20 protein-coding genes, 2 pseudogenes and 1 riboswitch are annotated in these 23352 nt (G+C 72.3%); of the genes and pseudogenes, 5 read left to right on the plus strand and 17 right to left on the minus strand.

Features of this window, described 5'->3' with window-relative positions:
• Positions 1–474: 474 nt before the first annotated feature.
• On the minus strand, positions 475–1341 hold the full coding sequence (locus tag GTW40_RS21220; protein WP_161181777.1) for a hypothetical protein: 867 nt from the start codon (positions 1339–1341) through the stop codon (positions 475–477).
• Positions 1342–1640: 299 nt separating this feature from the next.
• Positions 1641–1739 (minus strand): annotated as a pseudogene (locus GTW40_RS33250) (RimJ/RimL family protein N-acetyltransferase); the annotation flags it as partial.
• Positions 1740–1888: 149 nt separating this feature from the next.
• On the opposite strand from GTW40_RS33250, the gene GTW40_RS21225 reads away from it, so the two are divergent.
• Together GTW40_RS21225 and GTW40_RS33745 are read left to right on the plus strand one after the other, a co-directional pair.
• Complete coding sequence (locus GTW40_RS21225) at positions 1889–2155, plus strand: hypothetical protein (protein ID WP_161181778.1); 267 nt, start codon at positions 1889–1891, stop codon at positions 2153–2155.
• A gap of 49 nt (positions 2156–2204) precedes the next feature.
• Positions 2205–3136: pseudogene (locus GTW40_RS33745) on the plus strand (helix-turn-helix domain-containing protein).
• Between the two features lie 54 nt (positions 3137–3190).
• Here the strand turns inward: GTW40_RS33745 and GTW40_RS21235 are convergent.
• From GTW40_RS21235 to GTW40_RS21255, 5 genes are all read right to left on the minus strand, one after another.
• On the minus strand, positions 3191–4192 hold the full coding sequence (locus GTW40_RS21235) for a hypothetical protein (protein ID WP_343245754.1): 1002 nt from the start codon (positions 4190–4192) through the stop codon (positions 3191–3193).
• Between the two features lie 156 nt (positions 4193–4348).
• Positions 4349–5518, minus strand: coding sequence for a hypothetical protein (locus GTW40_RS21240; protein ID WP_161181780.1), 1170 nt, complete (start codon positions 5516–5518; stop codon positions 4349–4351).
• Between the two features lie 136 nt (positions 5519–5654).
• Positions 5655–6662: a cytochrome d ubiquinol oxidase subunit II gene (locus GTW40_RS21245; RefSeq protein WP_161181781.1), complete on the minus strand. Its 1008-nt coding sequence runs from the start codon at positions 6660–6662 to the stop codon at positions 5655–5657.
• A complete protein-coding gene (locus GTW40_RS21250) occupies positions 6663–8138 on the minus strand; it encodes a cytochrome ubiquinol oxidase subunit I (RefSeq protein ID WP_343245753.1) in 1476 nt (491 codons plus the stop codon).
• A 103-nt stretch (positions 8139–8241) separates the two neighbouring features.
• Positions 8242–8952: an alpha/beta fold hydrolase gene (locus GTW40_RS21255; protein WP_161181782.1), complete on the minus strand. Its 711-nt coding sequence runs from the start codon at positions 8950–8952 to the stop codon at positions 8242–8244.
• 226 nt (positions 8953–9178) lie between these two features.
• On the opposite strand from GTW40_RS21255, the gene GTW40_RS21260 reads away from it, so the two are divergent.
• Positions 9179–9751, plus strand: a complete 573-nt coding sequence (locus GTW40_RS21260; RefSeq protein ID WP_161181783.1) for a DNA starvation/stationary phase protection protein — start codon at positions 9179–9181, stop codon at positions 9749–9751.
• Positions 9752–9776: 25 nt separating this feature from the next.
• Here GTW40_RS21260 and GTW40_RS21265 read toward each other — a convergent pair whose 3' ends face one another.
• The 5 genes from GTW40_RS21265 to GTW40_RS21285 all read right to left on the minus strand — a co-directional run bounded on the left by GTW40_RS21265 (position 9777) and on the right by GTW40_RS21285 (position 16128).
• On the minus strand, positions 9777–11297 hold the full coding sequence (locus GTW40_RS21265; RefSeq protein WP_161181784.1) for a cryptochrome/photolyase family protein: 1521 nt from the start codon (positions 11295–11297) through the stop codon (positions 9777–9779).
• 85 nt (positions 11298–11382) lie between these two features.
• Positions 11383–11910, minus strand: a complete 528-nt coding sequence (locus GTW40_RS21270) for an NUDIX hydrolase (RefSeq protein WP_161181785.1) — start codon at positions 11908–11910, stop codon at positions 11383–11385.
• 29 nt (positions 11911–11939) lie between these two features.
• Positions 11940–12008: riboswitch (Fluoride riboswitch) on the minus strand.
• 68 nt (positions 12009–12076) lie between these two features.
• Positions 12077–14179 carry a SpoIIE family protein phosphatase gene (locus GTW40_RS21275; protein WP_161181786.1) on the minus strand — a complete coding sequence of 701 codons (2103 nt, stop codon included), beginning with the start codon at positions 14177–14179 and terminating at the stop codon, positions 12077–12079.
• 187 nt (positions 14180–14366) lie between these two features.
• On the minus strand, positions 14367–15659 hold the full coding sequence (locus tag GTW40_RS21280; protein ID WP_161181787.1) for an MFS transporter: 1293 nt from the start codon (positions 15657–15659) through the stop codon (positions 14367–14369).
• Positions 15660–15726: 67 nt separating this feature from the next.
• On the minus strand, positions 15727–16128 hold the full coding sequence (locus GTW40_RS21285) for a DUF3224 domain-containing protein (protein WP_161181788.1): 402 nt from the start codon (positions 16126–16128) through the stop codon (positions 15727–15729).
• Positions 16129–16182: 54 nt separating this feature from the next.
• On the opposite strand from GTW40_RS21285, the gene GTW40_RS21290 reads away from it, so the two are divergent.
• Positions 16183–16590 (plus strand): hypothetical protein, encoded by a 408-nt coding sequence (locus GTW40_RS21290; RefSeq protein WP_161181789.1) that lies wholly within the window; start codon positions 16183–16185, stop codon positions 16588–16590.
• Here the strand turns inward: GTW40_RS21290 and GTW40_RS21295 are convergent, their stop codons facing one another.
• The gene (locus GTW40_RS21295) at positions 16591–17445 is read right to left on the minus strand and encodes a metallophosphoesterase (protein WP_161181790.1); all 855 of its coding nucleotides are present in this window, start codon (positions 17443–17445) and stop codon (positions 16591–16593) included.
• A gap of 62 nt (positions 17446–17507) precedes the next feature.
• Here GTW40_RS21295 and GTW40_RS21300 point away from each other — a divergent pair, with 62 nt between their 5' ends.
• The gene (locus GTW40_RS21300) at positions 17508–18080 is read left to right on the plus strand and encodes an ABATE domain-containing protein (RefSeq protein ID WP_161181791.1); all 573 of its coding nucleotides are present in this window, start codon (positions 17508–17510) and stop codon (positions 18078–18080) included.
• A gap of 73 nt (positions 18081–18153) precedes the next feature.
• On the opposite strand, the gene GTW40_RS21305 is transcribed toward GTW40_RS21300, so the two are convergent.
• The 4 genes from GTW40_RS21305 to GTW40_RS21320 all read right to left on the minus strand — a co-directional run.
• A complete protein-coding gene (locus GTW40_RS21305; protein WP_161181792.1) occupies positions 18154–18639 on the minus strand; it encodes a phospholipase in 486 nt (161 codons plus the stop codon).
• 206 nt (positions 18640–18845) lie between these two features.
• Positions 18846–20051 (minus strand): VWA-like domain-containing protein, encoded by a 1206-nt coding sequence (locus GTW40_RS21310; RefSeq protein ID WP_161181796.1) that lies wholly within the window; start codon positions 20049–20051, stop codon positions 18846–18848.
• A gap of 65 nt (positions 20052–20116) precedes the next feature.
• Entirely contained in the window at positions 20117–21349 is a 1233-nt protein-coding gene (locus tag GTW40_RS21315; RefSeq protein WP_161181793.1) for an AAA family ATPase, read from the minus strand.
• Positions 21346–23352 (minus strand): ankyrin repeat domain-containing protein (locus GTW40_RS21320; RefSeq protein ID WP_161181794.1); only part of this gene is annotated, 2007 nt, incomplete at its 5' end. The genes GTW40_RS21320 and GTW40_RS21315, both read right to left, overlap by 4 nt.

A 23352-nucleotide genomic window follows, 5' to 3' on the forward strand; every position in this document is an offset into this window, starting at 1 on the left:
CACCACCCCACGCCGACGCGAACAACACCACACCGAGCATCGACACGGCGGCCGCCATCAACACCCAGACCAGGAAGAGATGCAGGGCCGTCAAGGCCCGTCTGTCGCTCGTCATGCCGCCGAATGCTGCCAGTTGGGGGGTTGGGGGACATGAGTACGCGTACTCATCGCGCGCGGGCGGTGGCTGGCGGCTGCTTGAGGAGCCGGAAGCCGGATTGTCGAGCCGCCAAGGGGTCAGTGGGCTGTGACCTCGGCCATCACCAACTTGGCGAGATCACCGATGTCGCCGACGTCGCCGAGCATGAACTCCTCCCGGTCCATACGCGGCCGCGTGCGCGCCGGTTCTCCCGCACCGTGGTATCCGGATCCGCATCCGCATCCGGAAACAGGGTGTCTGCGGGGGTCCGGGCCGCATGGGCACCACCCACCCGTCACAGCCGCATCAAGCGCGGCGATTCCGACCAGTGCCGGGTATCAGCTGCTGAGGTCGAACACGCCCCACGCGGTGAACGGCTCGGTCTGGACGTAGATCCTGCTTCCTCGGCCGACGACACGCCGTCGGCCGAGGGCGTGGCCATCGGGCAGGGTGAGCAGACCGACGTCTGTTGGCTCGACTGATCGTTCGGTGATGTCTCCGTGGGCGAGTCGGTCTCGCTCCTTGCCGTAGCCGCCGTAGAAGGCGACCCGCTCGCCGTGGACGGCCACCGCTTTGGCGCCCCGTACGCGGTTCGCCCACACCCTCACGGGCCGGTCGGTGCGGTCGGGGCGTATCTCGACGAGCGGGAAGTCCGTGTAGGGGCAAGCCCAGGCGGTGGTGCCCGACACGTTCAGGGCGTAGCAGTCGAAGAGACCCGGTATGGGGGCGCCGTCCGACGTCCAGGTGAGTTGGCCCGTGGCGCTCCAACGGCGGATTCCGGCTGGGTTCTCGTCGAAGTGTCCGACCCAGATCTGGCCGGACTCGTCTACGAGGAGGTGCTCGATCGCGTCCCCGACGGAGAAGGACGAGGTCTCGCGGCCGAGCGCGTCGAAGATCTGGACCTGGTTCGCGTCCTCGTGTCTGCGGGTGCGAGACGTGGCGACGACGAATCCGCCGTCGGGCAGGCGGTCAAAGTGCGGCCAACGGGCTCGCACGGCGCTCAGCTCGGTGAGTTCGACGTTGCCGTCCGGATCGACGGAAACGATCAGCGCGTCGAAGGGCAGGAGTTCGACGCCGCGCTGCGGAGCGCGTTCGGCGAGCAACCAGTGGGCGGTGCCGAAGACGTCGACGGTGCTGGTCAGGACATGGCGGTGGTGGTGTGCCCGCGGGAGGTGGGCGTAGGGCACGAGGGCGGTCTTCTGCACGGGCTGGCTCTCCTGGGTGGGCGGTCACGGCGATCGGCGCGGCGGTAGGCAGCCGGTCGGGGGCGCGCGAGCGGTGGAGAGCGGAGCGGGGCGCCTAGACGGCATGGCCCTTTCTGGTCGTCATGAGGTGATCATCGTCGACGCCCGACCTCATGACAAACCCTTTTGGCACATCACCCTCATTGATCTCAGTGTTCTTCCAGCTCGGCATCCTGAGGGCGAGTCCCGGCAACGCAACAGGTGTTGCGTTTTCGCTCGATCCTGTGGGTGCGTGCCTTCTCCGCGGAGATGGCCCAACGCTAGTGGTCCCTCCACTCGCCGTTGATGAGCTGGAGGGCGGCCGAGTAGCCCTCGCGTTGGAATCCCAGGCGTTTGACGAGGTTCAGTGAGGGAGTGTTGTCCCGCGCTTTGCTGGTTAAGCGCCCTGAGCGCACGGCTGACGTGGCGTATCGACACCTGCGGCCCTTGCCGAAGATCACCAGTGGTTCCCATCTTGGGATCCTAGTGCCGCATCAGGCAACGTTCGCCCTGCTTGTACGGTCAGGGCATGGATGCCAGCAGCCAGCCAACTCTTGATGAGATCGAAGATCGCTTCGTTGAGCTTGTCGCGGGTCGGCTGCCCAGGGACGAGGCCGATCGCTGGGCGGCGAGGTGGGTGATGGACGACGGGATCGTCTGGGACGATCTCTCCTGGTGGGCGCTGAACCGCCTCCACGGAATCGATCTCCCTGCGGGCGAGCGCGGCGGCTACCTGCACGACGACGAACAGGTACGGGCGTGGCTTGCCGAGCTGAGGAAACGCCGAGCGATGTGAAGCGGCCGCGGCGCCGTTCCCAAGTCCCGGTTGCTGCCAGGATGTGCGCGTGGCCGAACGGGTGCGGGTACGGGAGATCGATGACGACGAGGGCAGGCGGTTGCTGCGGATCATCCGCAGGGGCACGGGTTCGGTGGTGACCTGGCGGCGGGCCCAGATGGTGCTGCTGTCCGCGCAGTGCATGCCCGTGGCGAAGATCGCCCAGGTGACGTTCACCAGCCCGGACCGCGTCCGGGATGTGATCCACAACTTCAACGCCGATGGCTTCGACTCCCTCTGCCCCACGTACAAGGGCGGCCGGCCCAGAACCTTCACTCTCCCCGAACGCCGGGAGATCAAGAAGATCGCCAAGTCCAAGCCGGTCGAGCACGGCCTGCCGTTCTCGACCTGGAGCCTGGCCAAACTGGCCGACTTCCTGGTCGCCGAGGGGGTGGTCGACGACATCAGCCACGAGGGCCTTCGCATCCTGCTCCGCGAGGAGGGCGTCTCCTTTCAATGCACCCGAGGACGGCGAACCCGAAGTCGTCTTATGCCTGGACGAGTTCGGCCCGCTCAACCTCCAGCCCCACCCCGGGCGGCAATGGGCCGAGCGCGGCGGGAAGCACAAGGACCCCGACCGGGAACCCCGCCCCCGCAGGCGGGCGACCTACACCCGCCCGCACGGGGTCAGGCACCTGTTCGCCGCCTACGACCTGGCTAAGGACAAGCTCTACGGCCACATCAAGCCGAAGAAGAACCGCACGAGGTTCCTCGAGTTTCTGCCGCTACCTGCGCAGCCTCTACCCGCCCGAGGTCCGGATCGCGATCGTCCTGGACAACTTCTCTCCACACCTGACCACGAAGAAGGACTCCCGGGTCGGCGACTGGGCCGTGGCCAACAACATTGAGTTCGCCTACACACCGACCAACAGCTCCTGGCGGAGCAAGCATGCCGCCGACGAACGCCTACGCGAGGTAGTCGACAGGGCGAACGTTGCCTGATGCGGCACTACTGTAGACGGCCTGTTCAAAACGGCTTCAGCGGAATCCTCGTGGTCAGTAGCCCCGGTCGTAGAGCGCCCGCAGCCACGGTTCCCTGACGGCGGGCATCCGGGCGAGCGTGTTCCGGAACGCGTACCGGGACGGCTCGAACGGGTACCACGGGTGCGGCGGCAGCGGGTCGTCGCGCTCCGTGCCCGGTGGCAGGCCGCCGACGACCGGGAGTCGGGTCTGGTGTGGGGGGAAGGCGAGTTCGGACCAGAGCGCGGCGTCCATGGGTACCGGTACCGCTCCGGAGCTCGGCTTCCAGATGTCGCCGGTCTGAGGGTGGACCGGCACGAGCACCAGGTCGGCGGACGGCTCGCCGAACCCCGGTCCGGCCAGGTCGAGCCGCAGCGCACCCTTCCCGGCGGGCAGCAGCGTGCCGAGTGCCGGGCCGAGGAGTTTGGCGAGCGGGCCGGGGGCCACCTCGACCGGCGCGCCCTTGGCGGCCGCCACCACATGGGCGAGGGCCACACCGGCCGGGATGTCCTGGAACTTGCTCAGCCGGTGCCACAGCGCGCCGGTGGCCAGCAGCTCCGGCCAGTCCATGACGGGCCGCTCCGGCGGGCCGGGCAGCCGTACGACTGCCTGCGGGACGAGCCGGACGACCTGCCAGCATCCGCAGTCGTCCATCCTCGTTCCGACCGGCAGATCGCAGTCCACGCAGGCGAGGTTCGGGCCGTCCCGCCCGTCGATCCCCATGCAGTAGCCCTCGGCCCGCTCCAGGATCAGCCGGGTGCCGCGGGTGTCGCCGGGTGCGAGGAGGACCGTGTCCGACGGTCCGTCGGACAGCGCGCCGACCGACGCGAAGTATCCCCGTGCCGCCGCCTCGTCCGGCTCGACCTCGTCCCACTGCCGCCATGGCGGCCCGTACGGTGCGGGGTCGAGGGCGTAGGAACCGGCCTCCAGCAGTGGCGGGTGCAGTGTCTCCCAGTGGGTGTCGATCAGGTGGATCGGCAGCGCCACCCGCGACACCGCCGCCGTCAGGACCGCACCGCAGCCCGCACATCCGAACACCGCCAAGCTGTCCCCTCCCGCTGTCGAAACCTCTGCATCCCACCAGCGGGCCGACCAGGGCGCAACGGGTTTTCGGGCGCCCCCCGCCCCCGAACGCCCCACCGTCCGGCGGGTGGCGTCCGGCGCGTCCGGAGGAGGTGGCGTCCTCCGGTTCCGTCAGCCCGAGTGCCAGCGGTCGCGGCCGTCGGAGCCGGGGCCGCAGACCATGGAGGTGCCTGCCCGGGTGACGCCCCGGGCTCCTGCGGGGGAGCAGAAGGCGCCGGGGTGGACGACGGGTCCACCCCCGCCACTGCCGCCTCCGGTGGACGAGGAGCCACCGGAAGCGGCGGCCGAGGACGAGCCCCCGCTTGTAGACGAGCCCCCGCCGCTCGTGCCGGAACCTCCCGCCGCGTCAGCGGCGCCCGATCCGCCGCCACCCCCACCCGTCGTACTCCGCACCCGGTCATCGGTACGGTCCCGGTAGTCCGGAACCCCGTCGTCGTCCTTGTCCCGCAGGTACGACCCCTCCGTCCCGCACCCCGCCGTCGGGGAGGCCAGCCCGAGGGTGACCTCGGCGGTGATGTCGTCGCCCTGCGCGGGGTCCTGCTCGCACACGAGCCAGGAGTCGTGGTCACCGGCGGGCAGCGCGTCGTTCATGTAGTGCGACTCGGCCCGGATCGCGGACTCGGACACGTCGAGGTCCGTCAGCTCGGCCACGGAGGCCCGCCAGGTCCGTCCCGTCAGGTCCGGCATCACCGGCCACGGAATCCTCGCGCCGTCCTTCTCGGGGCAGGGCTCCCCGGACTTGACGGCGGCGAAGGTGACCGTCCTGGAGCCGTTCCCGGCAGGGGAGTTCTGGAAGCAGACCACCCAGCCCGACCGCACGAGGATCGAGCGGTGTTCGGCGGAGGCGTCGTGGCGGTCGGTGGTGTAACCCGCGGCGCGGGCGGCAGTCTCGGCCTGGTCGAGGGGCTTGCCGCGGTAACTCGGCGGCGGGGAGGGCTCGTTGCGCCGTTGCCGGGACGGCGGCTCGGTGCTCGGTTCGTGGGTGCGTGCCGAGGCCGGTTTGGCGTCCGTCCGGGCGGTGTCGTCGAGTTGGCCGCCCACGCCCGAGCCGATGCCCAGGAGGAAGAACGCCCCGACGCTCGCCCCGAGTTTGGCGAACCAGCGCCAGGGCGGGAGGAACCAGAGCAGGACGACGGCGGCGACCATCGCGAGGAAGCCCAGCGGGAGGCTGAACGCGCCGATGAGGGCAACTGCCGCCAGGAGGCCCAGACCTGCGGGGGTGGTCTTCCACCAGGGGCGCGCCGGAGGGGTCCGTGGGGGTGCGGGGGTGTACGGGTTCACGTGGGGCTTTCTGGGTCGCCGGATGCGGGGCGCTCCGGTTCACACAGGTGAGTCCCTTTTCGCGGATGCGCCCAAGTCGCCCCACTTTAGCGGGATGTCACCCTCTGAGTCGCCTTCATCACCTCCCGCACGTCCCTCACAACGGCCGGTCCCCCACCCCCACGCTCCCCCGCCCGCTCAGCCGGAACAGCAGCAGGATCGACGGGACGATCAGCACCGCCGCCACGCAGGCCACGCCCACGACCACCGCGAGCGTCGCGTCGGGGGCGGCGGCTTCGGTGAGGGTGAGGTGGGTGCCGAGGAGATACGGGTACTGGGCGACGCCCCAGCCCGCGACGACCAGGGCGACCGCCCCGGCGGCGATGGCGCGCACGCCGAAGGTCCTGCGGGCGCGCAGCATCGCGAGGCCGAGGACACCGCCGACCGCGGCCAGGACGACCAACGGCAGGGCGCGGCCGGTCAGATGGGCGAAGAGGCGCGGGGCGTCGGCCTGGAGGACGAAGATGCCCGCGATGCTGACCGCGCCGGTCACCGCTCCGGCGGCGAGGGCGCGATTGCGGAAGTACCGGTAGAGGGTGTGGTCTTCGCGGCGCAGCGCCTCGACCGTGAGGTAGGTGGCGGCGAGGTAGGCGCAGGCCAGGACCGCGAGGACGCCGCCGAGGATGCTGGTCGGGTTGACCCAGCTCGATACGGCGTCGCCGTTGCCGGCCGTGGGTACGCGGCCGGAGGCCAGGCCGCCCGCGATGGCGCCGAAGCAGTACGGCGTGAGGACGGAGGACAGGGCGAACGCGGCGCCGTACAGGCGTTGTTCGGGTGTGCTGATGGTCGCCTTGCGGAAGGCGAACCCAGCGCCGCGCAGGACGATGCCGAGCAGGGCGAGGACCAGGGGGATGTACAGCGTGGTGGTGATGGCGGCGAAGGCGGTGGGGAAGCCGCTCCACAGGACGACCAGGCAGTAGATCAGCCAGGTGTGGTTGGCCTCCCACACGGGGGCGAGGGAGGAGTCGATGAGGTGGCGGGGCTCGCGGCCGCGCCGGGCGCCGCCCGCGATCAGGTCCCAGAAGCCCGCGCCGAAGTCGGCGCCGCCGAGCACGGCGTAGGCGATGACGCCGATGAAGAGGAACACCGCTACCACGTCGGCCATTTACGACACCTTCCCCTCGGAGCGCTCGCTCGGGGCACCGGGTGGTGCGTCCGGCCCGTACGGCACGTGGACCGTCCCGTCGCCCTGCTTCTGCCACCGTCTCTTCATGGACAGCAGGACCCAGATGGCCGCGGTGCCCACGGCGGTGTAGAGGGCGACCACGACCCCGAAGGTGATCCACAGGTTGCCCTGGGTGGCCACCGCGTCGCGGGTGCGCAGCAGGCCGACGACGATCCAGGGCTGACGGCCGACCTCGGTGACCACCCAGCCGCTCTCCAGGCTGAGGATGGACAGCAGCCCGCAGACGGAGGCCGCGCGCAGGAACCAGCGGTCGGTCTCCAGGGTGCCGCGGCGCTTCCACCACACCCAGACGAACCAGGCGGCGACGGCCAGCATGACCATGGAGGTGCCGACCATGATGTCGAACGCCCAGTGCACGATGTTGACCTGCTCGGTGGTGGGCCGTACGGCCACGGGTACGGCGTCGAGCCCCTTGATGGTGGTCGACGGTTTGAACCCGGCGAGGATGGAGGCCACGCTCGGTACCGAGATGCCGTAGCGCACCTCGCCGTCGATCAGGAAGCCGCCCAGGGTCTCCGGGACGTGGTTGCCGGTGGTGGGGAGCAGTTCGATGGCGGCGAACTTGGCGGGCTCGTCGTCGAAGACCTCGCGGGCGATGGTGTCGCCGACGAAGATCTGCACGGGCAGCGCGGCGGCCGCGGTGACGAAGCTGATCAGGAAGCCGAGCCGCTGGTAGTGACCGCGCCGTCCCCGGAGCATCCCGACCGTGTAGACGCCCGCCACGACGAATCCGGCGACGATGTAGGCGGCGAGCAGCATGTGCCAGAACTGCCACCAGAAGGCGCCGTTGAAGAAGACCTCCGCCGGGCGGACGTCGACCACCCGCCCGTCGCGCATCGTGATGCCGCCGGGCTGGTTCATCCAGCTGTTGGCGGCGATGACGGCGGCCGCTCCGCCGACGCTGGCCAGGGCCACGGGCACGCCCGCCCAGAAGTGGGCCCAGGGGCGCATCCGGTCCCAGCCGTAGATGTAGATGGCGACGAAGATGGCCTCCAGGAAGAAGAAGAGCCCCTCGATGGCGAACGGGAAGCCGAAGGCGGCGCCGTAGTTCTTCATCAGGCCGGGCCAGAGGATGCCCAGTTCGAAGGAGAGGACGGTGCCGGTGATGGCGCCGACCGCGAAGAGCACGGCGGCGACCTTCGACCAGCGCCGGGCAAGGAGCAGGGCCGCTTCGTCGCCCTTGCGTAGTCCCCGGTAGTTGGCGATCAGCATGAGAGAGGTCAGCGCCACGCCGAAGGGGACCAGGATGATGTGGAAGCCCAGGGTGAAGGCCATCTGTTCCCGCGCGGGCAGCAGCTGATCCGGGTCCGCGGCGGCCAGGATCGCGGTGAGTCCGGCCGGGTCGACCGTGAACATGGACGGTTCCTCCTCGTGCTCGGGAGGGACTGCGGCCACCGTGGGACTTCGGCCGCCTTCCATGGATCTGTTTCACGTCGTACGCCGGGTTCGGATGCGTCCGGATATGTATCGATCTAGGCGTGTACGTCTACGTACGCGTCTAGATGTGCACCGTCGGGGCGTCGGACAGGGTGGTCCGGGCGACCAGCCCCCCGGGCAGCGGGCGGCTGCGCAGCAGGTCCGTGACGGCCTCGGTGGCGAGGGTGTGCCAGGTCGGCAGGCGGCGGAGCATGGCGTGGCCGGTGTCGGCGAGGACGACCATCCCGGCGCGGGCTCCTTCCGCGCGCGCCCGCTCGACGAAGCGGGCGGAGTCCGCTGCGGCCGTGACGCGGTCGGCGTCGCCGTGGAGGACGAGGAGACGGGCGCCGTCGAGGTGGGCGGTGGGTTCGCCGGGCGGCAGCCAGGGGGCGAGGGCGAGTACGCCGCGTACGGCGGGGTGGTCGGCGACGCGCAGCGCGGCCCGGCCGCCCATCGAGTGGCCGACGAGGACGACGGGTACGGCGCCGTGGCGGGCGGCCAGTTCGGCGAGGGCGCGGCGGACGTCGTCGGCGGCGGCGCCGTCGTTCCAGCCCCGGTGGCGGTAGCGGATCTCGCCCAGCAGGACGTGGTCCGGGGGCAGACCGGTCCCGACCGCGCGCAGCAGGGAGCGCATCCGGATCGCGGCGAGGTGCCAGGGGCGGGAGAGGGTGTGGTCCTCGGCGCGGCCGCCGTGCGCGGTGAGGACGGCGGCCCGTACGGTCTCCGGCGCGTGCCGTACGAGCAGGGCGCTCCTCGCGTCCCCGCTGTCCGTCGCCGTCCTGTCCGTCGTCATCCGCCGTGCTCCCCGCAGTCGTGATCGTCGGCCGCCGTGGGGAATCCGTAGCCGATCGCCGCACGGCTTGGCCCGGAACGGAGAACCCGGTCGATCGGGAACCAGCCCGCCGGAGACCGGCCCGTCGGAAACCGGCCCGTCGGTGACCCCGCAGGTCTGACCGCGCCGGACCGGGGCATCCGTCATCGGGCAAGGAACGCACGCCGCGAGAGACCCGAGGTGAACCATGACGAAGGAGATCAAGGACCTGACCCCCGAGTACACCGTCCCCGGTATCGAGCGCGAGGCGGCCGGGCAGTTGATCGGGGTGTTGCGGCTGCGGCTGCACGCGCTCAACGATCTGCATCTGACGCTGAAGCACGTGCACTGGAACGTCGTCGGGCCGCACTTCGTCGCCGTGCACGAGATGATCGACCCGCAGGTGGACCGGGTGCGCGAGATGGCCGACGACGTGGCCGAGCGCATCGCGGCGCTGGGCGGCGTGGCCCAGGGGACGCCGGGCAGGCTGGTGGAGGAGCGTACGTGGGACGACTACTCGATCGGCCGCGGTGACGCCATCGCCCATCTGGGTGCCCTCGACCTCGTCTACACCGGAGTGATCGAGGGCGTACGGGCCGCGGTCAAGGAGGCGGGCGAGATCGACCCCGCCACGGAGGATCTGCTGATCGAGCAGCTGCGGGACCTGGAGCAGTTCCAGTGGTTCGTGCGGGCCCATCTGGAGAGCGCGGGCGGCACGCTCGCGACCGGTGGCGCGCACACCGAGAAGGAGGCGGCTGCCAAGGGGGCCGCGCTCGGCTGAGTACGGGCGGGAACGGGGCGCGGCGTCACGGGGGTCCGGCGCCGCGCCCCCGCTCCGTGCGCAGTACCTCGTCCAGGTCGCCGAGCCGGTCCAGGCCCTGGACGGCGCGCGCGGTGCGCGGGTTGCCCGCGAGGACGGCGCGGTGGCGGTGGACGAAGGACCAGTAGCCGGTGGTGAAGGGGCAGGCCCGGTCGCCGGTGCGGTCCCCGGGACGGTAGGCGCAGCCGTCGCACAGGTCGCTCATGCGGTGGATGTAGGCGCCCCCGGAGGTGTACGGCTTGGTCGTCATGCGGCCGCCGTCGGCGTACTGGGACATGCCGACGACGTTGGGCAGCATCACCCAGTCGTAGCCGTCGACGAAGCTGCGGTGGAACCAGTCGGTCACCGCGGCCGGGTCCCAGCCCTGCTGGAGGGCGTGGCTGCCGAGCAGCATGAGGCGCGGAATGTGGTGGGTCCAGCCGGTGTCCCGTACCTGGGCGAGGGCGGTGGCCAGGCAGCGGGCGGTGACGGCGTCGGCGTCGAGGCTCGCGAACCAGTCGGGCAGCGGGGTGTGGTGGCGCAGGGCGTTGCGGTGGCGGTAGTCCTCGCCGAAGTACCAGTAGAGGTGCCAGACGTACTCGCGCCAGCCCGCGATCTGCCGTACGAACCCCTCGGCGCTGTGCACCGGCGCGTGCCCGGAGCGCCAGGCGTCCTCGGCGGCGTCGACGGCCTCGGCGGGGTCGAGCAGGCCGAGGTTGAGGGAGGACGACAGCAGGCTGTGGCTCATGACGGGGTCGGCGGCGAGCATGGCGTCCTCGTGCGGGCCGAATCCGGCGAGCCGGTGCCGGGTGAATCGGCGCAGCGCGGCGAGGGCCTCGCGGCGGGAAGCGGGGAAGCGGCGGGGGCCGTCGCTGCCCACGAAGCGGATGCCGTCGTGCTGTTCCCAGCGGTCGAGGTCGGCGCGGACCTCGGCGTCGATGTCGTCCTCGCGGGGCCGGTAGGGGGCGGGGGCGCCGAGGGTGCTCGCGCCCTTGGGCGGGGGTTCGCGGTTGGCATGGTCGTGGTTCCAGCGGCCGCCGGCCGGGGTGTCGCCGTCCATGAGGAGGCCGAGCTCGCGGCGGACCCAGCGGTAGAAGTCCTCCTGGCGCAGCCGTCGTCCGTCGCGCTCTTCCACCCAGGCGCGGAAGGCGTCGTGCGGGAGCAGGAAGGCGGGGGTGGGCAGCATGCGGACCCGGTCCAGGGAGCGGACCAGGCGCAGGGCGGCGCGTGAGGTGGGGTGGTGGACGGTGACGGGGGCGTGCCCGGCAGCCTCGCGCAGGCCCTCGCGGTAGGTCTCGGCGCGGACGTAGTGGACGCGGTCGCCGAGTTCGGCGGCGCGGTGGCGCATCGCGGAGAGGATCAGATGGGCCTTGGCGCGGTGGAAGCGGCGGCGCCGGAAGACCGAGCGGGCCTCGATCATGACGACGGGGGCGTCGCGGGCGGGAACGTCGCGGGCGGGGCCGTCGTCGCCGGGGGTGAGGAAGTGGGGGCCGAGCTGGTCACCGAAGAGCCAGTGCGGGTCGGCCATGCGAGCGTCTCGATTCTCCGGCGGGCGGTTCCGCTTTCTCCGGCGTGCGGTCCCTCTTTTCCGGCGGGCGGCTCCGCGCGTGCCGTCAGTCCAGTTCGGGGGCGGGGCGCGGGGTGCGACGGAAGAAGGTGGTGGCGCGTCTGATGCGGGAGGTGGTGTCGTTCGGGCGCCAGAGGTTGCCGAGGTAGGGGGCGTACCGGCGGGCGCCGTGGTGGTAGAAGCCGGGCAGGTGTCCGGCCAGCGGCGGCTTGAGGTCGAGGGCGCGCAGGCGCGCGAAGGGCACGAACTCGGGTGTCATCCCCGATTCGCGGGCCACCGGGCTCTGGCCGTGGGCCGAGCCGTCGGCGGCGAAGACCAGGTCGACGGTGCGCTGCCGACTGTCGGGGTCGACGGCCTCCAGCACGAAGGCGACGCGGGTCGGTTCCACCGCGAGGCCGGTCTCCTCACGCATCTCGCGGCGGGCGCAGGCGGCCATGCTCTCGCCCATCCGCGGTGTGCCGCCGGGCAGCACCCAGTCGTCCAGGCCCTGCGCCGTGCGGTGGACGAGCAGCACGCACTGGCCTCGGAAGAGGATGGTGGAGCAGCGGAGCATCATGTCGTCCGGCATCGTCATGCCGACCTCCTCGCGAATGACGTGCGGGTCTGTCGGCAGAGGCCATCAGCGGCGCGTTCGCGTCCGCGGTTACGGCGAGCCTCATCGCCGCGAGTGCTGTGTCCATTGTCGAACCGGTCGGAAGCACCGGCAAACGGGAGCCGGGAGCCGAGGCCATCGGTGCGTCCTACTCCGCTCCCCCGGCCGGGCCGAGGCGGGCGAGGAGCAGGGCCGTGTCGTCGCCGGAGGACTGGTCGAGGGTGTCGAGCAGCGTGTCGCAGATGTCCTGGAGGGAGGCGGTGGCGCCGGTGGCGCCTTCCAGCGCGCGGCACAGCGCCTCGATGCCGACGTCGATGGGCTCGTGCCGGGACTCCACGAGCCCATCGGTGTAGAGGGCCAGCAGGGAGCCCTCGGGCAGCTTGGTCTCCAGCGTGCCGAACGGTACGCCGCCCACGCCCAGCGGCGCCGCGGGCGGCAGGGTGAGGAGCCGGGCGGCCTGGCCGGGCTGGACGAGCACGGGCGGCAGATGTCCGGCGTTGGACAGGACGCAGGTGCCGCGCTTGGGGTCGCATACGGCGTAGACGCAGGTGGCGAAGGACTCGCTCAGCTCCGCGGCGGTCTTGTCGAGGTGGCCGAGCAGTTCGGCGGGCGGGAGGTCGAGGCGGGCCAGGGCGCGGGTGGTGGTGCGCAGCTGGCCCATGATCGCGGCGGCGCGTATGCCGCTGCCCATCACATCGCCGACGACCAGTGCGACCCGGCCGTCGTTGAGCGCCAGTACGTCGTACCAGTCGCCGCCGACCTCGGTGCCGCTCCCGGCGGGCCGGTAGCCGACGGCGATCTCCAGGCCGTCGGGCTGGTCGGGGGGCTGCTGGGGCAACAGGCTGTGCTGGAGGGTGAGCGCGGTCTCGCGCTCGCGGCCGTAGAGCAGGGCGTTGTCCACGCTGACGGCGGCGCGGCCGACGAGTTCGCAGACCAGCTGGAGGTCGCGGCTGTCGAAGGGGCGGGTGTCGGTGGTGCGGTAGAGGGTCAGCACGCCGAGCACGGAGCCCCGGGCAAGGAGAGGCGCGGCCAGGGCGCTGCGGACCCCGGCATCGCGCAGCGCCTTGGCGGCCCGCTCGTCCCGGGCGAGCTCGCGGAGCGCGGTGTCGTCCACGCGCGGGATCAGTACGGGGGCGGCCTCGCGGACGCTGCGGCACAACAGCGGGGACGAGCCGGAGCCGGTGAGACCGTCCGGCAGCTCGGCCGTGCCGTCGCTGCCGTCGGGGCGGGCGGCGGCGACCGCCAGCGTACGGAAGCCGCCGTGGTCGCCGCCCGCATGCGGGGCCAGGGACCGCTGCCCGATCACGACGGAGTCCAGTACGTCGACGGTGGCCAGGTCGGCGAACCGGGGTACGACGGCGGCGGCCAGCTCCCGCACGGTCTGCTGGAGATCGAGTGTGCTGCCGATGCCCGAGCTGGCCTCGGTGAGAGTGGCGAGGTGCCGGTGGGCCGCCGCGATCTCGGTGGCGGCCAGATGCCGCTCGGTGACGTCCACGACGGACACCGCCACGCCGAGGGGGTGCCCGCGCTGGTCCTCGATGCGGTAGTACGACTCCGACCAGGCGTGGTCGTGGTCCGGGTCGAGCGGGGTACGGCCCACTGTGCGCTGGTCCAGGATCGGCTCACCGGTGCGCAGCACCTGCCGCATCGCGGACTCGATGGCGCCGGTGTCCAGATCGGGCAGCGTGTCCTCCAGGCGCCGCCCGCGCACCTCGTGCTCGGTGACGCCGTTGGCGGTCGTCAGGGCGGGGTTGATCCGCATCCAGCGCAGGTCGGTGTCGAACACCGCGAGCCCGACCGGGGACTGGTCGATCAGCAGCTCGGACAGGGCGAGGTCGCCCTCGACGCGTCGTACGGTGCCTTCGTCGGCGGCGAGCGCCAGGCCCAGCACCCGGCCGTCGGGGTCGTGCAGCCGGCCCTTGCGGTACTCCACCAACCGGGTGGAACCGTCCTTGCACCGGGCAGGGAAGACGCCCGCGAGACTCTCCCCGACCTGTATCCGTCCGAACCGTTCGTGCGCGTGCTCCAGGTCCTCCGGCGAGGCCAGCAGCTCGTCCACGGACGCGCCGAGCGCCTCGTCGGCGGCGTACCCGAAGAGCTCCTCCGCCTCGGGGCTCCACAGGACGACACGGCCGCTCCCGTCGACGACCACGGCCGAGGCGTGCAGCAGATCCAGCAGCCCCCCGGGCACCCCGGCGCCCCGGACCCCGGCCGGTCCGGCCCCCTGGCCCCAGAGGTCCTTGCCACCCATACCCGCCGCCTCCCGTCGCCCGACCCGGCACGGGGTACGCCCGGTCCGCGCCTTTTGCGTCAGCTGATACCACTATGCCGCGAGGGGCGCTGCCGCGCGGGGAGGGGAGGGGAGGGGGTCGGCCTGCGATCACCTGTTGATCAGCCTGACCTCTTCGACGAGGCGGAGATCATCCCCACCGATCTCTTCAGGGCGTCGGTCGTCTGAGTTTCCGGGGCTCCTCGATCACCACCCCGGGCGCCGCCCCCGCCGCGCCCCGGCCGGAGGCCCACCGCACCGCCGGGCCCATCGCCAGGCCCGCCGTCAGGAACAGGGCGCCGAGGAGGAGCCAGCCGAGGGTGCCGCCGGAGAGGATCAGGGTGGTCAGGAGGAGGGGGCCGATGAGGCGGGCCACGGCGGTGCCCGCGCCGTAGAAGCCTTGGTACTGGCCTTGTTTGTCGGGTGGGGCGAGGGCGAAGCCGATTTCCCAGGAGCCGGAGCCCAGGAGCATTTCGCCGAGGACCTGGACGCAGGCGGCGGCGAGGAGCAGCAGGGCGGCGGTCCAGGCGGTGGTGCCGGTGGCCGACAGGGCGAAGCAGGCGCAGGCGGCGAGGAGGACGAGTCCGGCGTGCCGTAGCGCGCGGGACGCGGAGGGCAGATCCCTGACGCGGGCGGCCATGCGTACCTGGAAGAGGACCACGCCGACCGTGTTGACGACCAGCAGCGCCGAGACCGTCCAGCTCGGCGCCTCGGTGCGCTCCACGATCCACAGCGGCAGCACCACGCTGAGCAGCGGCATGTAGAGCAGCATGATCATGTTGAGAAGGGACACCAGGGCGTACGGCCGGTCGCGGAGGACCGTGAGGCTCGGGCCGCCCTGTCCCATGCCCGGACCGCCCTGTCCCGCAGTCGCCGCCGCCCCGGTCGGGGGCCGCAGGCGCGACAGCACCAGCGCCGCCACCAGGAAGCTCGCCCCGTCCGCCGCCAGCGCCGTCAGATACGCCCCCTCCGTGTCGAGGCGCAGCGCGATGCCGCCCAGCGCGGCGCCGAGGGCCAGCCCGGCGTTGACGGTCGACTGGAGATACGCCCGGGTCTCGGTCCGTCGCGCCGGTTCGACCAGCCCGGCGAGCAGGGCCTGCCGTGCCGCCCCGAGTCCGCACTGACAGCAGGTGTACGCGCAGACGGCGACCAGGAACGCCGGGTAGGAGCGGACGAAGAGGAACGACCCCACGGCCAGGCCCGTCGCCACGGACATGAGGATGGCGATACCGCGCGGACCCCGCCGGTCCGCGAGGTGGCCGAGCGGCACCCCGGCGACGGCACCGAGCGCCCAGCCGAGCGTGAGCGCGGCGCCGATGTGAGTCGGGCCGAGGCCGACGACCCGGCTGAAGTAGAGCACCGAGCAGACGTAGTACGCGCCGTCGCCGACCGAGTTCGTCAGCTGGGCCAGCGCGAGCGTGCGCGCGGGCCCGCCGGGCGGGACGATCCGGATGAAGCCCACGTACGTTCCTCTCGATCGGGTCGGTGGCTCGCTGTCCGTGGCTCGCTCGTCGTGGTGCCCGGAGGGCTCAGTCGAGTTCGTAGTCGAACCAGATCCGGTGCGTGCCGTCGATCTCGATGCCGCCGGTACCGGAGATGCCCGCGAGGTCGCCGGTACCGCTCGACGGGACGATGACGAAGAACTGCGCGGCACGGTCGCTGCCCGTGGTGGTCGCCGAGTGCGCGAAGTTGAACGCGCCCTCGTACCCGTTCAGCGAGCCCTCGAAGGACTCCATCGCCACATACGTGCCGACCCCGGTCGCCTGGTCGTACGCGGCGGTGAACAGGGTCGCCGCCCGCCCGACGACCTCACCCTCGAAGTGCTTCTCCAGCCGCGCGACCCCGACCGGGAGGCCGGTGGTGACGGCCGGGTCCGGTGTCACCTCGGTCGGGACGAACGCTTTCACGGTGAACGTTCCATCAGCTCTCATGGGCCGACCGTATCCTCGGGGTCTGACATCGAGGCTCATAGCTGAGGTGACGTCATGGATGACGAGGCGATGTTCGTCCGCACGGAGAGCCTGCCGCGGGACTCGCACCACCTGAGGGTTCGGGTGCACACCCCCATCGGGTCCGCCGTGGTGCTCTGGCACGGTGATCCGCGAGAGGCCGACGGTCGGCACCTCGTCGAATGGACCATCGACGAGGACATCCGATGGGGCCGGAACACCCGGTCGGCCGCTGCCGCCGAGCCGGAACTCCGGCAGGACGGTGACCGGGTGAACCTGCGTGGCCGCCTCCATACGACCGACGACGGTGCCGCCTTCCTCCAGTTGGGGCACTGGTCCGTGCTGCTCGATCTGGCGACTCCGGTCCCCGGCAGCCTGGACGGTTCCTGGGTGCGGATCGACGTCGCGTCGGAGAACGTCACCCTGTACCCCTACCAGGTCTGATCACACGGTGCGGAAGTGCGAGGTCAGCCGCGTTCCAGCGCCGGGCGCCCCGAAGTCGGCCGAGTCCTCGGCGAGTTCGGACGGCAACTCCAGTACGTGCACCGCGTACCCGGGCGGAGCCGCCTGGTCGATCACGTCGCCCCACTCCTCGACCTCGGTCTCCCAGCCGAGCCGCAGGGTGGAGGTCACTCCGGGGCCGAGGGCGAGGGGGCGGTCCGCGAAGGTCGTCACGGTGGCGGAGTGGGTGTGGCCGCCGAACACCGCGACGATCTGCGGGTGTTCGGAGATGAGCGCGGCGAAGTCGTCGGCGTTGTCGAGCATGATGTCGTCGACCAGGCCACGCCCGAGCGCGACGGGCGGCTGGTGCAGGGCGAGGGCGACCGGTGTCCCCGCGGGCAGCGCGTCGCGGATCGTGGCGCGTGTCCAGGCCGCCGTCTCGTCGGCCAGATGACCCTCGTCGCGGCCGGGGACGGTCACGTCGAGCATGAGGACGGCGAGCGGGCCGACCTGGTGGAGCCGGTTGACCGGCGCGGCGGAGGCGGGCTCGCCGAGCAGGACCTTGCGGTAGGGGCCGCGCACGTCGTGGTTGCCGGGCAGGCAGAGCACGGGGGCCGGGAATTCCGCCAACAGCCGTGCGGCGACCTCGTATTCGGCCTCGGTGCCGTGGTCCGCGATGTCCCCGGTGACCAGTAGCGCGTCGAACGGCCCCGGCATGGACCGCAGTCGGTCGAGCACCCGGACGGCACGCTCCTCGGAGCGGGCACCGCCGTCGAGGTGAAGGTCACTGACATGAGCGAGGGTTACGCGCGAACCCCTGTGATGCGTAAGCGACTTGCTCGTCGTGTCCTGTGCCATACCCGCTGCCACCCCTCATCGCACCCTAACGTTAAAGTGGACCATAACCGTTAGGAGCGCTCATGGAAACCACCGGCACGGAATCCGAGACCACACAGCGCACCGGCGCGACCCTCTCCCCGCTCGACCTGACGGGCACCGTCCACCACGACGGCCACGGCGGCGTGGCCGACGAACTCGCCACGGTCACCGGGTTTCTGGCCTGGGCTCCACCCGGCACGCCCGGAGGACTGCGGGACGAGGTGATCGACGTACGGCGGGCGGTCCGCACGCTGTTCGCGTACGCCACCGGCCGTGAGGACTCCCGGACCGATCCGAGCCTCTCCCGGGCGCAGGCACTCGAGCTGCTCAACCAATACGCGGGGCGCGAGCGGGTGACGGTCCGTCTGGAGTGGGCGGACCCCGACGCGGCTCCACTCCTGGGACTCACGGCGGTCGATCCCTCCGGCCTGCCCGCCCAACTCGCCCGCTCCGCCGTGGAGTTCCTGGCCGGTCCACAGCGGGAGCGACTGCGCGCGTGTCCCGCGCCGCGCTGTGTGCGCTACTTCGTCCAGGACCACGGCAGACAGACGTACTGCAAGACCTCCTGCGCCAACAGGGCGCGGGCGGCACGGCATTACGCGAGGAATCGGTAGGCGCACCGGACATGGAAACGGCAGGGCCGGTCCGGGGAGACCGATCCTGCCGTCAACTTCAGGGGGGCTGGTGCTACTTGGCCGCCGTCGCCTTGTCGGCTGCCTTCAAGCCGAAGATACTGACCGCCTGGTAGTAGGTCCAGGCCGTCGAGTTGCAGGCGGTCTTGGTGGCGCCGGAGTAGTTGTTGCACACGCGCTTGAGGTCTTCGTAGAAGGCGGAGTCGAGGCGGGACTTGTTGGCGTCGAAGGCACCGGCCGCCTTGTAGTTGCGGTAACCGAAGTCGTGGCGGGCGCAGGACGTCTGGAACGGGAACCCGAAGGGGTTGTCCGGCGAGGAGCTGCAGTAGTCCGTGGACCAGTCGAACCCGTAGGCCGCCCACTGGCCCTGGTTGGAGCGGGCGGAGTTCCAGGCGTTGTAACTGGCCGCGCTGGTCTGCGTCCAGGAGCTGAGCACCTGCATCTTGTCGGCGGGGGCGGCCGAGGCCGTGGCGGCCGGGATGAGGACCGCGGGGAGTGCGAGAGCGGCGACGACGAGGGGAGCGGCAAGACGACGACGCATGAAGACCTCCGGTGTGTGGGGCCCGTGAGTGCTCGCGGGGTTCGCGAGGCGCGCTCAGCTTGGCCCAGGAGTGCCTCCATGAACAGTCCATGTCAAAAAATAAATGGCGAGAATTCGGCCGCGCGGCATCTCCAAGTTCCGCAAAGTTCGGCAAATCTACGCGAGTTGACGATGCCTCGGAGAGGCCGTACCGACCCGCCCGAGCGTCAGTCCGCCGTCGTGACCCGTACCGTCTCGACCCACGGCGGCGGCTCCGGCGCGGAGGGCCCGATCAGTGCCGCGATCAGCCGACAGGACACGGGCTCCCGCGGCCACGGCGTCAAGCCGTCGGTCAGTACGACGACGATGTTCGGCCGCTCCGCGGCGGCGAGTGCCCGGCTGATGCCGACGACCATGTTGGTGCCTCCCCCACCGGCCAGTTCGACCTGGTCGACACTGGTCACCCGGGAGACGGCGTGCACGTCGGCGTCGCAGGCGAGGACGGTCACCCGGTTGCCGCCGATACCCACCTCACGCAGTACGCCCGACACTTCGGCGAGGGCGGCGGCGAGGTCGTCCTCGCCCATGGAGCCGGAGGTGTCGACGACGATCGCCACGCGCGGCAGCGGTCTGCGCAGACTGGGAAGCACGATCCGGCCGCCGAGGGCCGGGGTGCGGCGGGACGGGCGGCGGTAGGTGTAGTCGACCGCGCCGCCCGCCCAGGCGGCGGCCTCGCGGACCGCTCCGCTCAACGCCTTGCGCCAGTCGACGGTCGGCTCCAGGACCTCCTCGGCCCACCGCCGCCAGCCCGCCGGGACCGTACCCCGGGAGCGCCGGTGCGCGCGGATGGCCTGCGCGGTCTGGCGGCGCAGGGCCTCCGCCTCCACCGGCCCGATCCGGGCCGGACCGTCCCGCTCCCCCAGCTCCCAGGGCGCGGGGACGCCGTGCGCGCCGGAACCGCAGTTCAGGTGGTGTCGCGGGATCGTTGGGATCCCGCGCAGATAGCCCTCGAAGAGCCCGCCGGACGGCAGACCGAACAGGGCGGGCTCCACGCGGCCCGCGGGCAGGCGCAGTCCGTCGGCGAGCAGGTCGTCGTTGATCTCGCAGTCCTGCGCGATGTTGACCCGCAGCGGGTCGCCCTGGTCGGCCGCCGGAAGCCGTTCGGCCCGGCCGTGGTGGTCGCGCAGCAGGTGCGCGACCTCGTGCACCCACACCCCGGCGAGTTCGTCGACGGCGGTGTCCTCGACGAAGGCCGGGGAGACGTAGCAGCGCCAGTGGCGGTCGACGGCCATGGTGGGGACCCGCTCGGCGGCGACCACCGTGAGCGCGTAGAGCGCGGAGGCCAGATAGGGGCGTGCCTCGGCGGCCTTGTAGCGCGCGGCCAGCAGTTTGGCGCGGTCCAGCGACCGGCCGTCCGACGGCTCGGGCGGCAGCTCGTCCGACGGCTCGTGCTCCGGCCGGCCGGCCGGTTCCCGAGTGGCTGACACGGGTCGGCCGGTCAGCGCGCGCCGGGCAGCGCGCCCGCGAGCTGGAGCAGTTCCAGGAAGGCGTCGATGCCGGGCGGGACGGGCCAGTCGGGCTCGCGCATCGTGGCGAGGTCGCCCGCCGCCCGCGCGGCCACGTCGGGTACGCCCGCGTCGACGGCCTTGGCCAGCACCTCCCAGCCCGCCTCCCAGCGGGGACGGGTCGGCTCGCTCTGCACGGCGGCGACCACGGCGATGAGGAACGCCAACTGGCGGTCGCCGCGTTCGGGGAGGGCGAAGGCGGCCGGGTCGGCCAGCACGCGGTCGGGGTCGGGCAGGTCGAGGTTCTCCAGGTAGGAGAGGAGTTCGATACCGGCGGCCTCGCCGACGGCGCCCATCAGCGCGGCGGCCCGCGCCTCCGCCCGGGCACCGGAGGCGTATCCGGCGGCGAGCAGACGCAGCGCCATCTCCCAGGTGCGCGGCGACGGCCACGCGCGGCCCCGGCCCTCGGCCTCCTTGGGCATGTGGTGGACCAGTCCGGGGCGGGCGGTCAGGAAGCCGGATATCGCGCCCCGGGCGCGGGCGGCTGCGCCGGACGCGCGGGCGGGGTCGACGGTCGGGAGCGCGGTCTCGGGCCATGTACCGGCCATGCCACGGGCCACGGTGCGCGGGTCGTGCGTCCAGTCGAGGTGGACGAAGCGGTTGGCGAGCGGCGGGCTGAGGTGCCAGCCGTCGGCCGCGCTGGAGGGCGGGTTGGCGGCGGCGACGATGCGCACCGAGGGAGGCAGAGCGAGGCTGCCGACCCGGCGTTCGAGGACGACGCGGAGCAGGGCGGCCTGCACGGCGGGCGGGGCGGAGGAGAGTTCGTCGAAGAAGAGCAGCCCGTGCCCGGTGCGGGCGAGCCGGACCGCCCAGTCCGGCGGGGCCATGGGGACGCCGGTGGTGGCGGGATCGTCCCCGACGATGGGGAGTCCGGCGAAGTCGGAGGGCTCGTGGACACTGGCGATGACCGTCTCCAGACGAACCCCGAGCGCGGCGGCAAGCTGCTCCATCCCGGCGGACTTGCCGATGCCCGGCTCGCCCCACAGCAGTACCGGCTGGTTGGCCGTCACGGCCAGGGCGAGCGCCTCCAGCTGGGGGTTCGCGGAGGACTCGCGCCGGGTGACGCCAAGCCGGGCGTTGAGGGCGTCGGCGGCGGCGAGGGGGCCGGGAGGTGCGGTGGGTACGGACGGGGAGGTGGCGGCGGAAGTGGCGGCTGAGGTGCTCATGCTCGGTCGTCCTCGTCCTCGTCCTCGTGCTGGGTGGCGGGGCGGCCTTCACCGGGCGCCCAAGGGTCGCCGGAGTGGTCGGGTTCCTCGGTGAGGTCCGGCTCGAACTCCTCGTCGGCGTCGGGCTCTTCGGCCGTCCAGTCGTTCTCGGCGGGCGGGTCGGGGTCCTCGCCCGGTTCCTGGTCGCCGCCGTCCGGGTCACCGTCCGCGTCGTCGTCCCAGTCGAAGGGAGAGTCCTCATCCCAGTCCGGCTCCTCGTCCCGCTCGTTCAGGTGCTCCTCGTACCACTCGTGGCCGATGCCCGGGTGTTCCTTCAGCACGCGGCGGCGCAGGAACATGAGGTCGTGCCGCTCGTAGGAGCGGATGACCTGGGCGAGGGACAGCTCCATGTCGTTGACCCCGTCGATCCGGGAGCCCGCGTCGAGGAGGTCCCGGACCAGGTCGGCCGAGCCGCCGTACTCGACGGCGTTCTGGAGCGGGGTGCGCCCCGTCTTGCTCCGTGCCTCCAGGTCGACACCGGCCGCCAGCAGGCGCGGCAGCAGCTCGCGGTGGTCCAGCAGGTGCAGGACGTGCAGCAGGGTCAGGCCGCCCGCGTCCCGGACGTGCGGGTCCACACCGGCGTCGAGCAGGGCGAGCACGCCGGGGGTGTCCCCGTGCTGGGCGCGCTCGAACAGGTCGCGTTGCTGGGCCCGCAGGGCGCGCGGCAGGCGGCCCTCGCCGCTGGTCCAGGTGTGCTGGGTGGCGAAGCAGCCGGAGACGGCGCCGCCGAAGGCACGCAGGGCGATTTCGCGCCGCTGCTCCTGCTCGGTGTGCGGTACGGCGAGGCTGCCGTCGCGGGAGACGACCTGGTGCCACTCGCCCCGGCAGCGGACGCGGACCGGGACGGGTTCGGGCGGCCCGGCCGGGCCCGTGGCGGGGCCTGCCTGCGGCAGCAGGGCGGCGGCGACCAGCGGGTGCAGCGCCTCGGGACGTATCAGCCCCGCGCGCAACAGGGCGACGTCGGGCAGCCGTTGCCACGCGTAGCCGGGCAGGCGGCGGGCGCCGTCCTCGTCGTCGCGCTCGCGGCCGGAGACCCGGGCGGGGGCGAACTCCGGCTCCGCCGGGGCAAGGTCGATACGGAGGTGGCCCTGCCAGTGCACGGGGATGCGGAAGCTCGTACCGTGTCCGGCCCGCTCCAGCAGCCGGATCTCGGGGACGATCCTGGTGAGGTCGAACCCGTCCCGGTGAGCCATCGCGGCCACGTCGAGCGGCCGGTAGGAACGCTTGCCGAGCGGCGGGGCCGTGAGGTCGAGATCGAGGCCGGCCAGGGCGTACGCCTCGGCGTACTCACCCCGGGACTGGAGCACCGCGACCCACTCGGCGCGCGCGGCCGGGTCGGTGGGGCCGGGGTCCTCGGTGGGCAGCTCGTCCGGGGTGAGCGGGGTGCCGTCCGGGTGGAGGAAGGGCAGCCGGTCGGAACCGATGCCACCCGCGCTGTACCGCAGTTCCCCGGCGCGGCGGGCGTCCCAGAAGCGGCGGGCGGCGGTCCAGTCCTCGGTGGCGTACATCAGGCCGTGGAGCCGGTCGCGACCGGGTGCGGCGGCGGGTCCGAGGTGGAGTCGGAGCCGCTGCGGGCCCTTCAGCATCGGGGAGGTGGTGACGGAGAGGACGGCTCCAGTGCTGCCGTAGGCGGCGAGGGTGACGCGTCGGCCGGGGGCGATGGTGGTGTGGCCGCCGAGGGCGCGGGGCAGGTGCCAGCGCATCAGGTCGGGGGCGAAGTGGCGCAGGTCGTCCGCGACGCGTGCGGCCACGTCCGCGTCGTAGGCCGCGGCCACGCGCTCCGGGTGGACGCCGGGGGTGATGTCCACGGCGGCCGCGTCGCAGGCGGCGCGCCAGTCACCGGCGAGCCGGGCCTCGGTGGCGCGCTCGATCATCCAGCGGGGTACGGCGTAGCGGCGGACGCGGGCCCAGGCGGAGGTCTCGTCGCGGGAGAGGGCGGCGGGCGGCAGCGGGCGCGGGCTCAT

The organism is Streptomyces sp. SID4985 (assembly GCF_009863025.1).
Classification (GTDB): domain Bacteria; phylum Actinomycetota; class Actinomycetes; order Streptomycetales; family Streptomycetaceae; genus Streptomyces.

Coding starts and splice junctions, on each gene's coding strand:
- GTW40_RS21225 (WP_161181778.1), top strand. CDS start 1,889: ATGGATGCCAGCAGCCAGCCAACTCTTGATGAGATCGAAGATCGCTTC.
- GTW40_RS21245 (WP_161181781.1), bottom strand. CDS start 6,662: ATGGCCGACGTGGTAGCGGTGTTCCTCTTCATCGGCGTCATCGCCTAC.
- GTW40_RS21255 (WP_161181782.1), bottom strand. CDS start 8,952: ATGACGACGGACAGGACGGCGACGGACAGCGGGGACGCGAGGAGCGCC.
- GTW40_RS21260 (WP_161181783.1), top strand. CDS start 9,179: ATGACGAAGGAGATCAAGGACCTGACCCCCGAGTACACCGTCCCCGGT.
- GTW40_RS21265 (WP_161181784.1), bottom strand. CDS start 11,297: ATGGCCGACCCGCACTGGCTCTTCGGTGACCAGCTCGGCCCCCACTTC.
- GTW40_RS21270 (WP_161181785.1), bottom strand. CDS start 11,910: ATGACGATGCCGGACGACATGATGCTCCGCTGCTCCACCATCCTCTTC.
- GTW40_RS21275 (WP_161181786.1), bottom strand. CDS start 14,179: ATGGGTGGCAAGGACCTCTGGGGCCAGGGGGCCGGACCGGCCGGGGTC.
- GTW40_RS21285 (WP_161181788.1), bottom strand. CDS start 16,128: ATGAGAGCTGATGGAACGTTCACCGTGAAAGCGTTCGTCCCGACCGAG.
- GTW40_RS21290 (WP_161181789.1), top strand. CDS start 16,183: ATGGATGACGAGGCGATGTTCGTCCGCACGGAGAGCCTGCCGCGGGAC.
- GTW40_RS21295 (WP_161181790.1), bottom strand. CDS start 17,445: ATGGCACAGGACACGACGAGCAAGTCGCTTACGCATCACAGGGGTTCG.
- GTW40_RS21300 (WP_161181791.1), top strand. CDS start 17,508: ATGGAAACCACCGGCACGGAATCCGAGACCACACAGCGCACCGGCGCG.
- GTW40_RS21305 (WP_161181792.1), bottom strand. CDS start 18,639: ATGCGTCGTCGTCTTGCCGCTCCCCTCGTCGTCGCCGCTCTCGCACTC.
- GTW40_RS21315 (WP_161181793.1), bottom strand. CDS start 21,349: ATGAGCACCTCAGCCGCCACTTCCGCCGCCACCTCCCCGTCCGTACCC.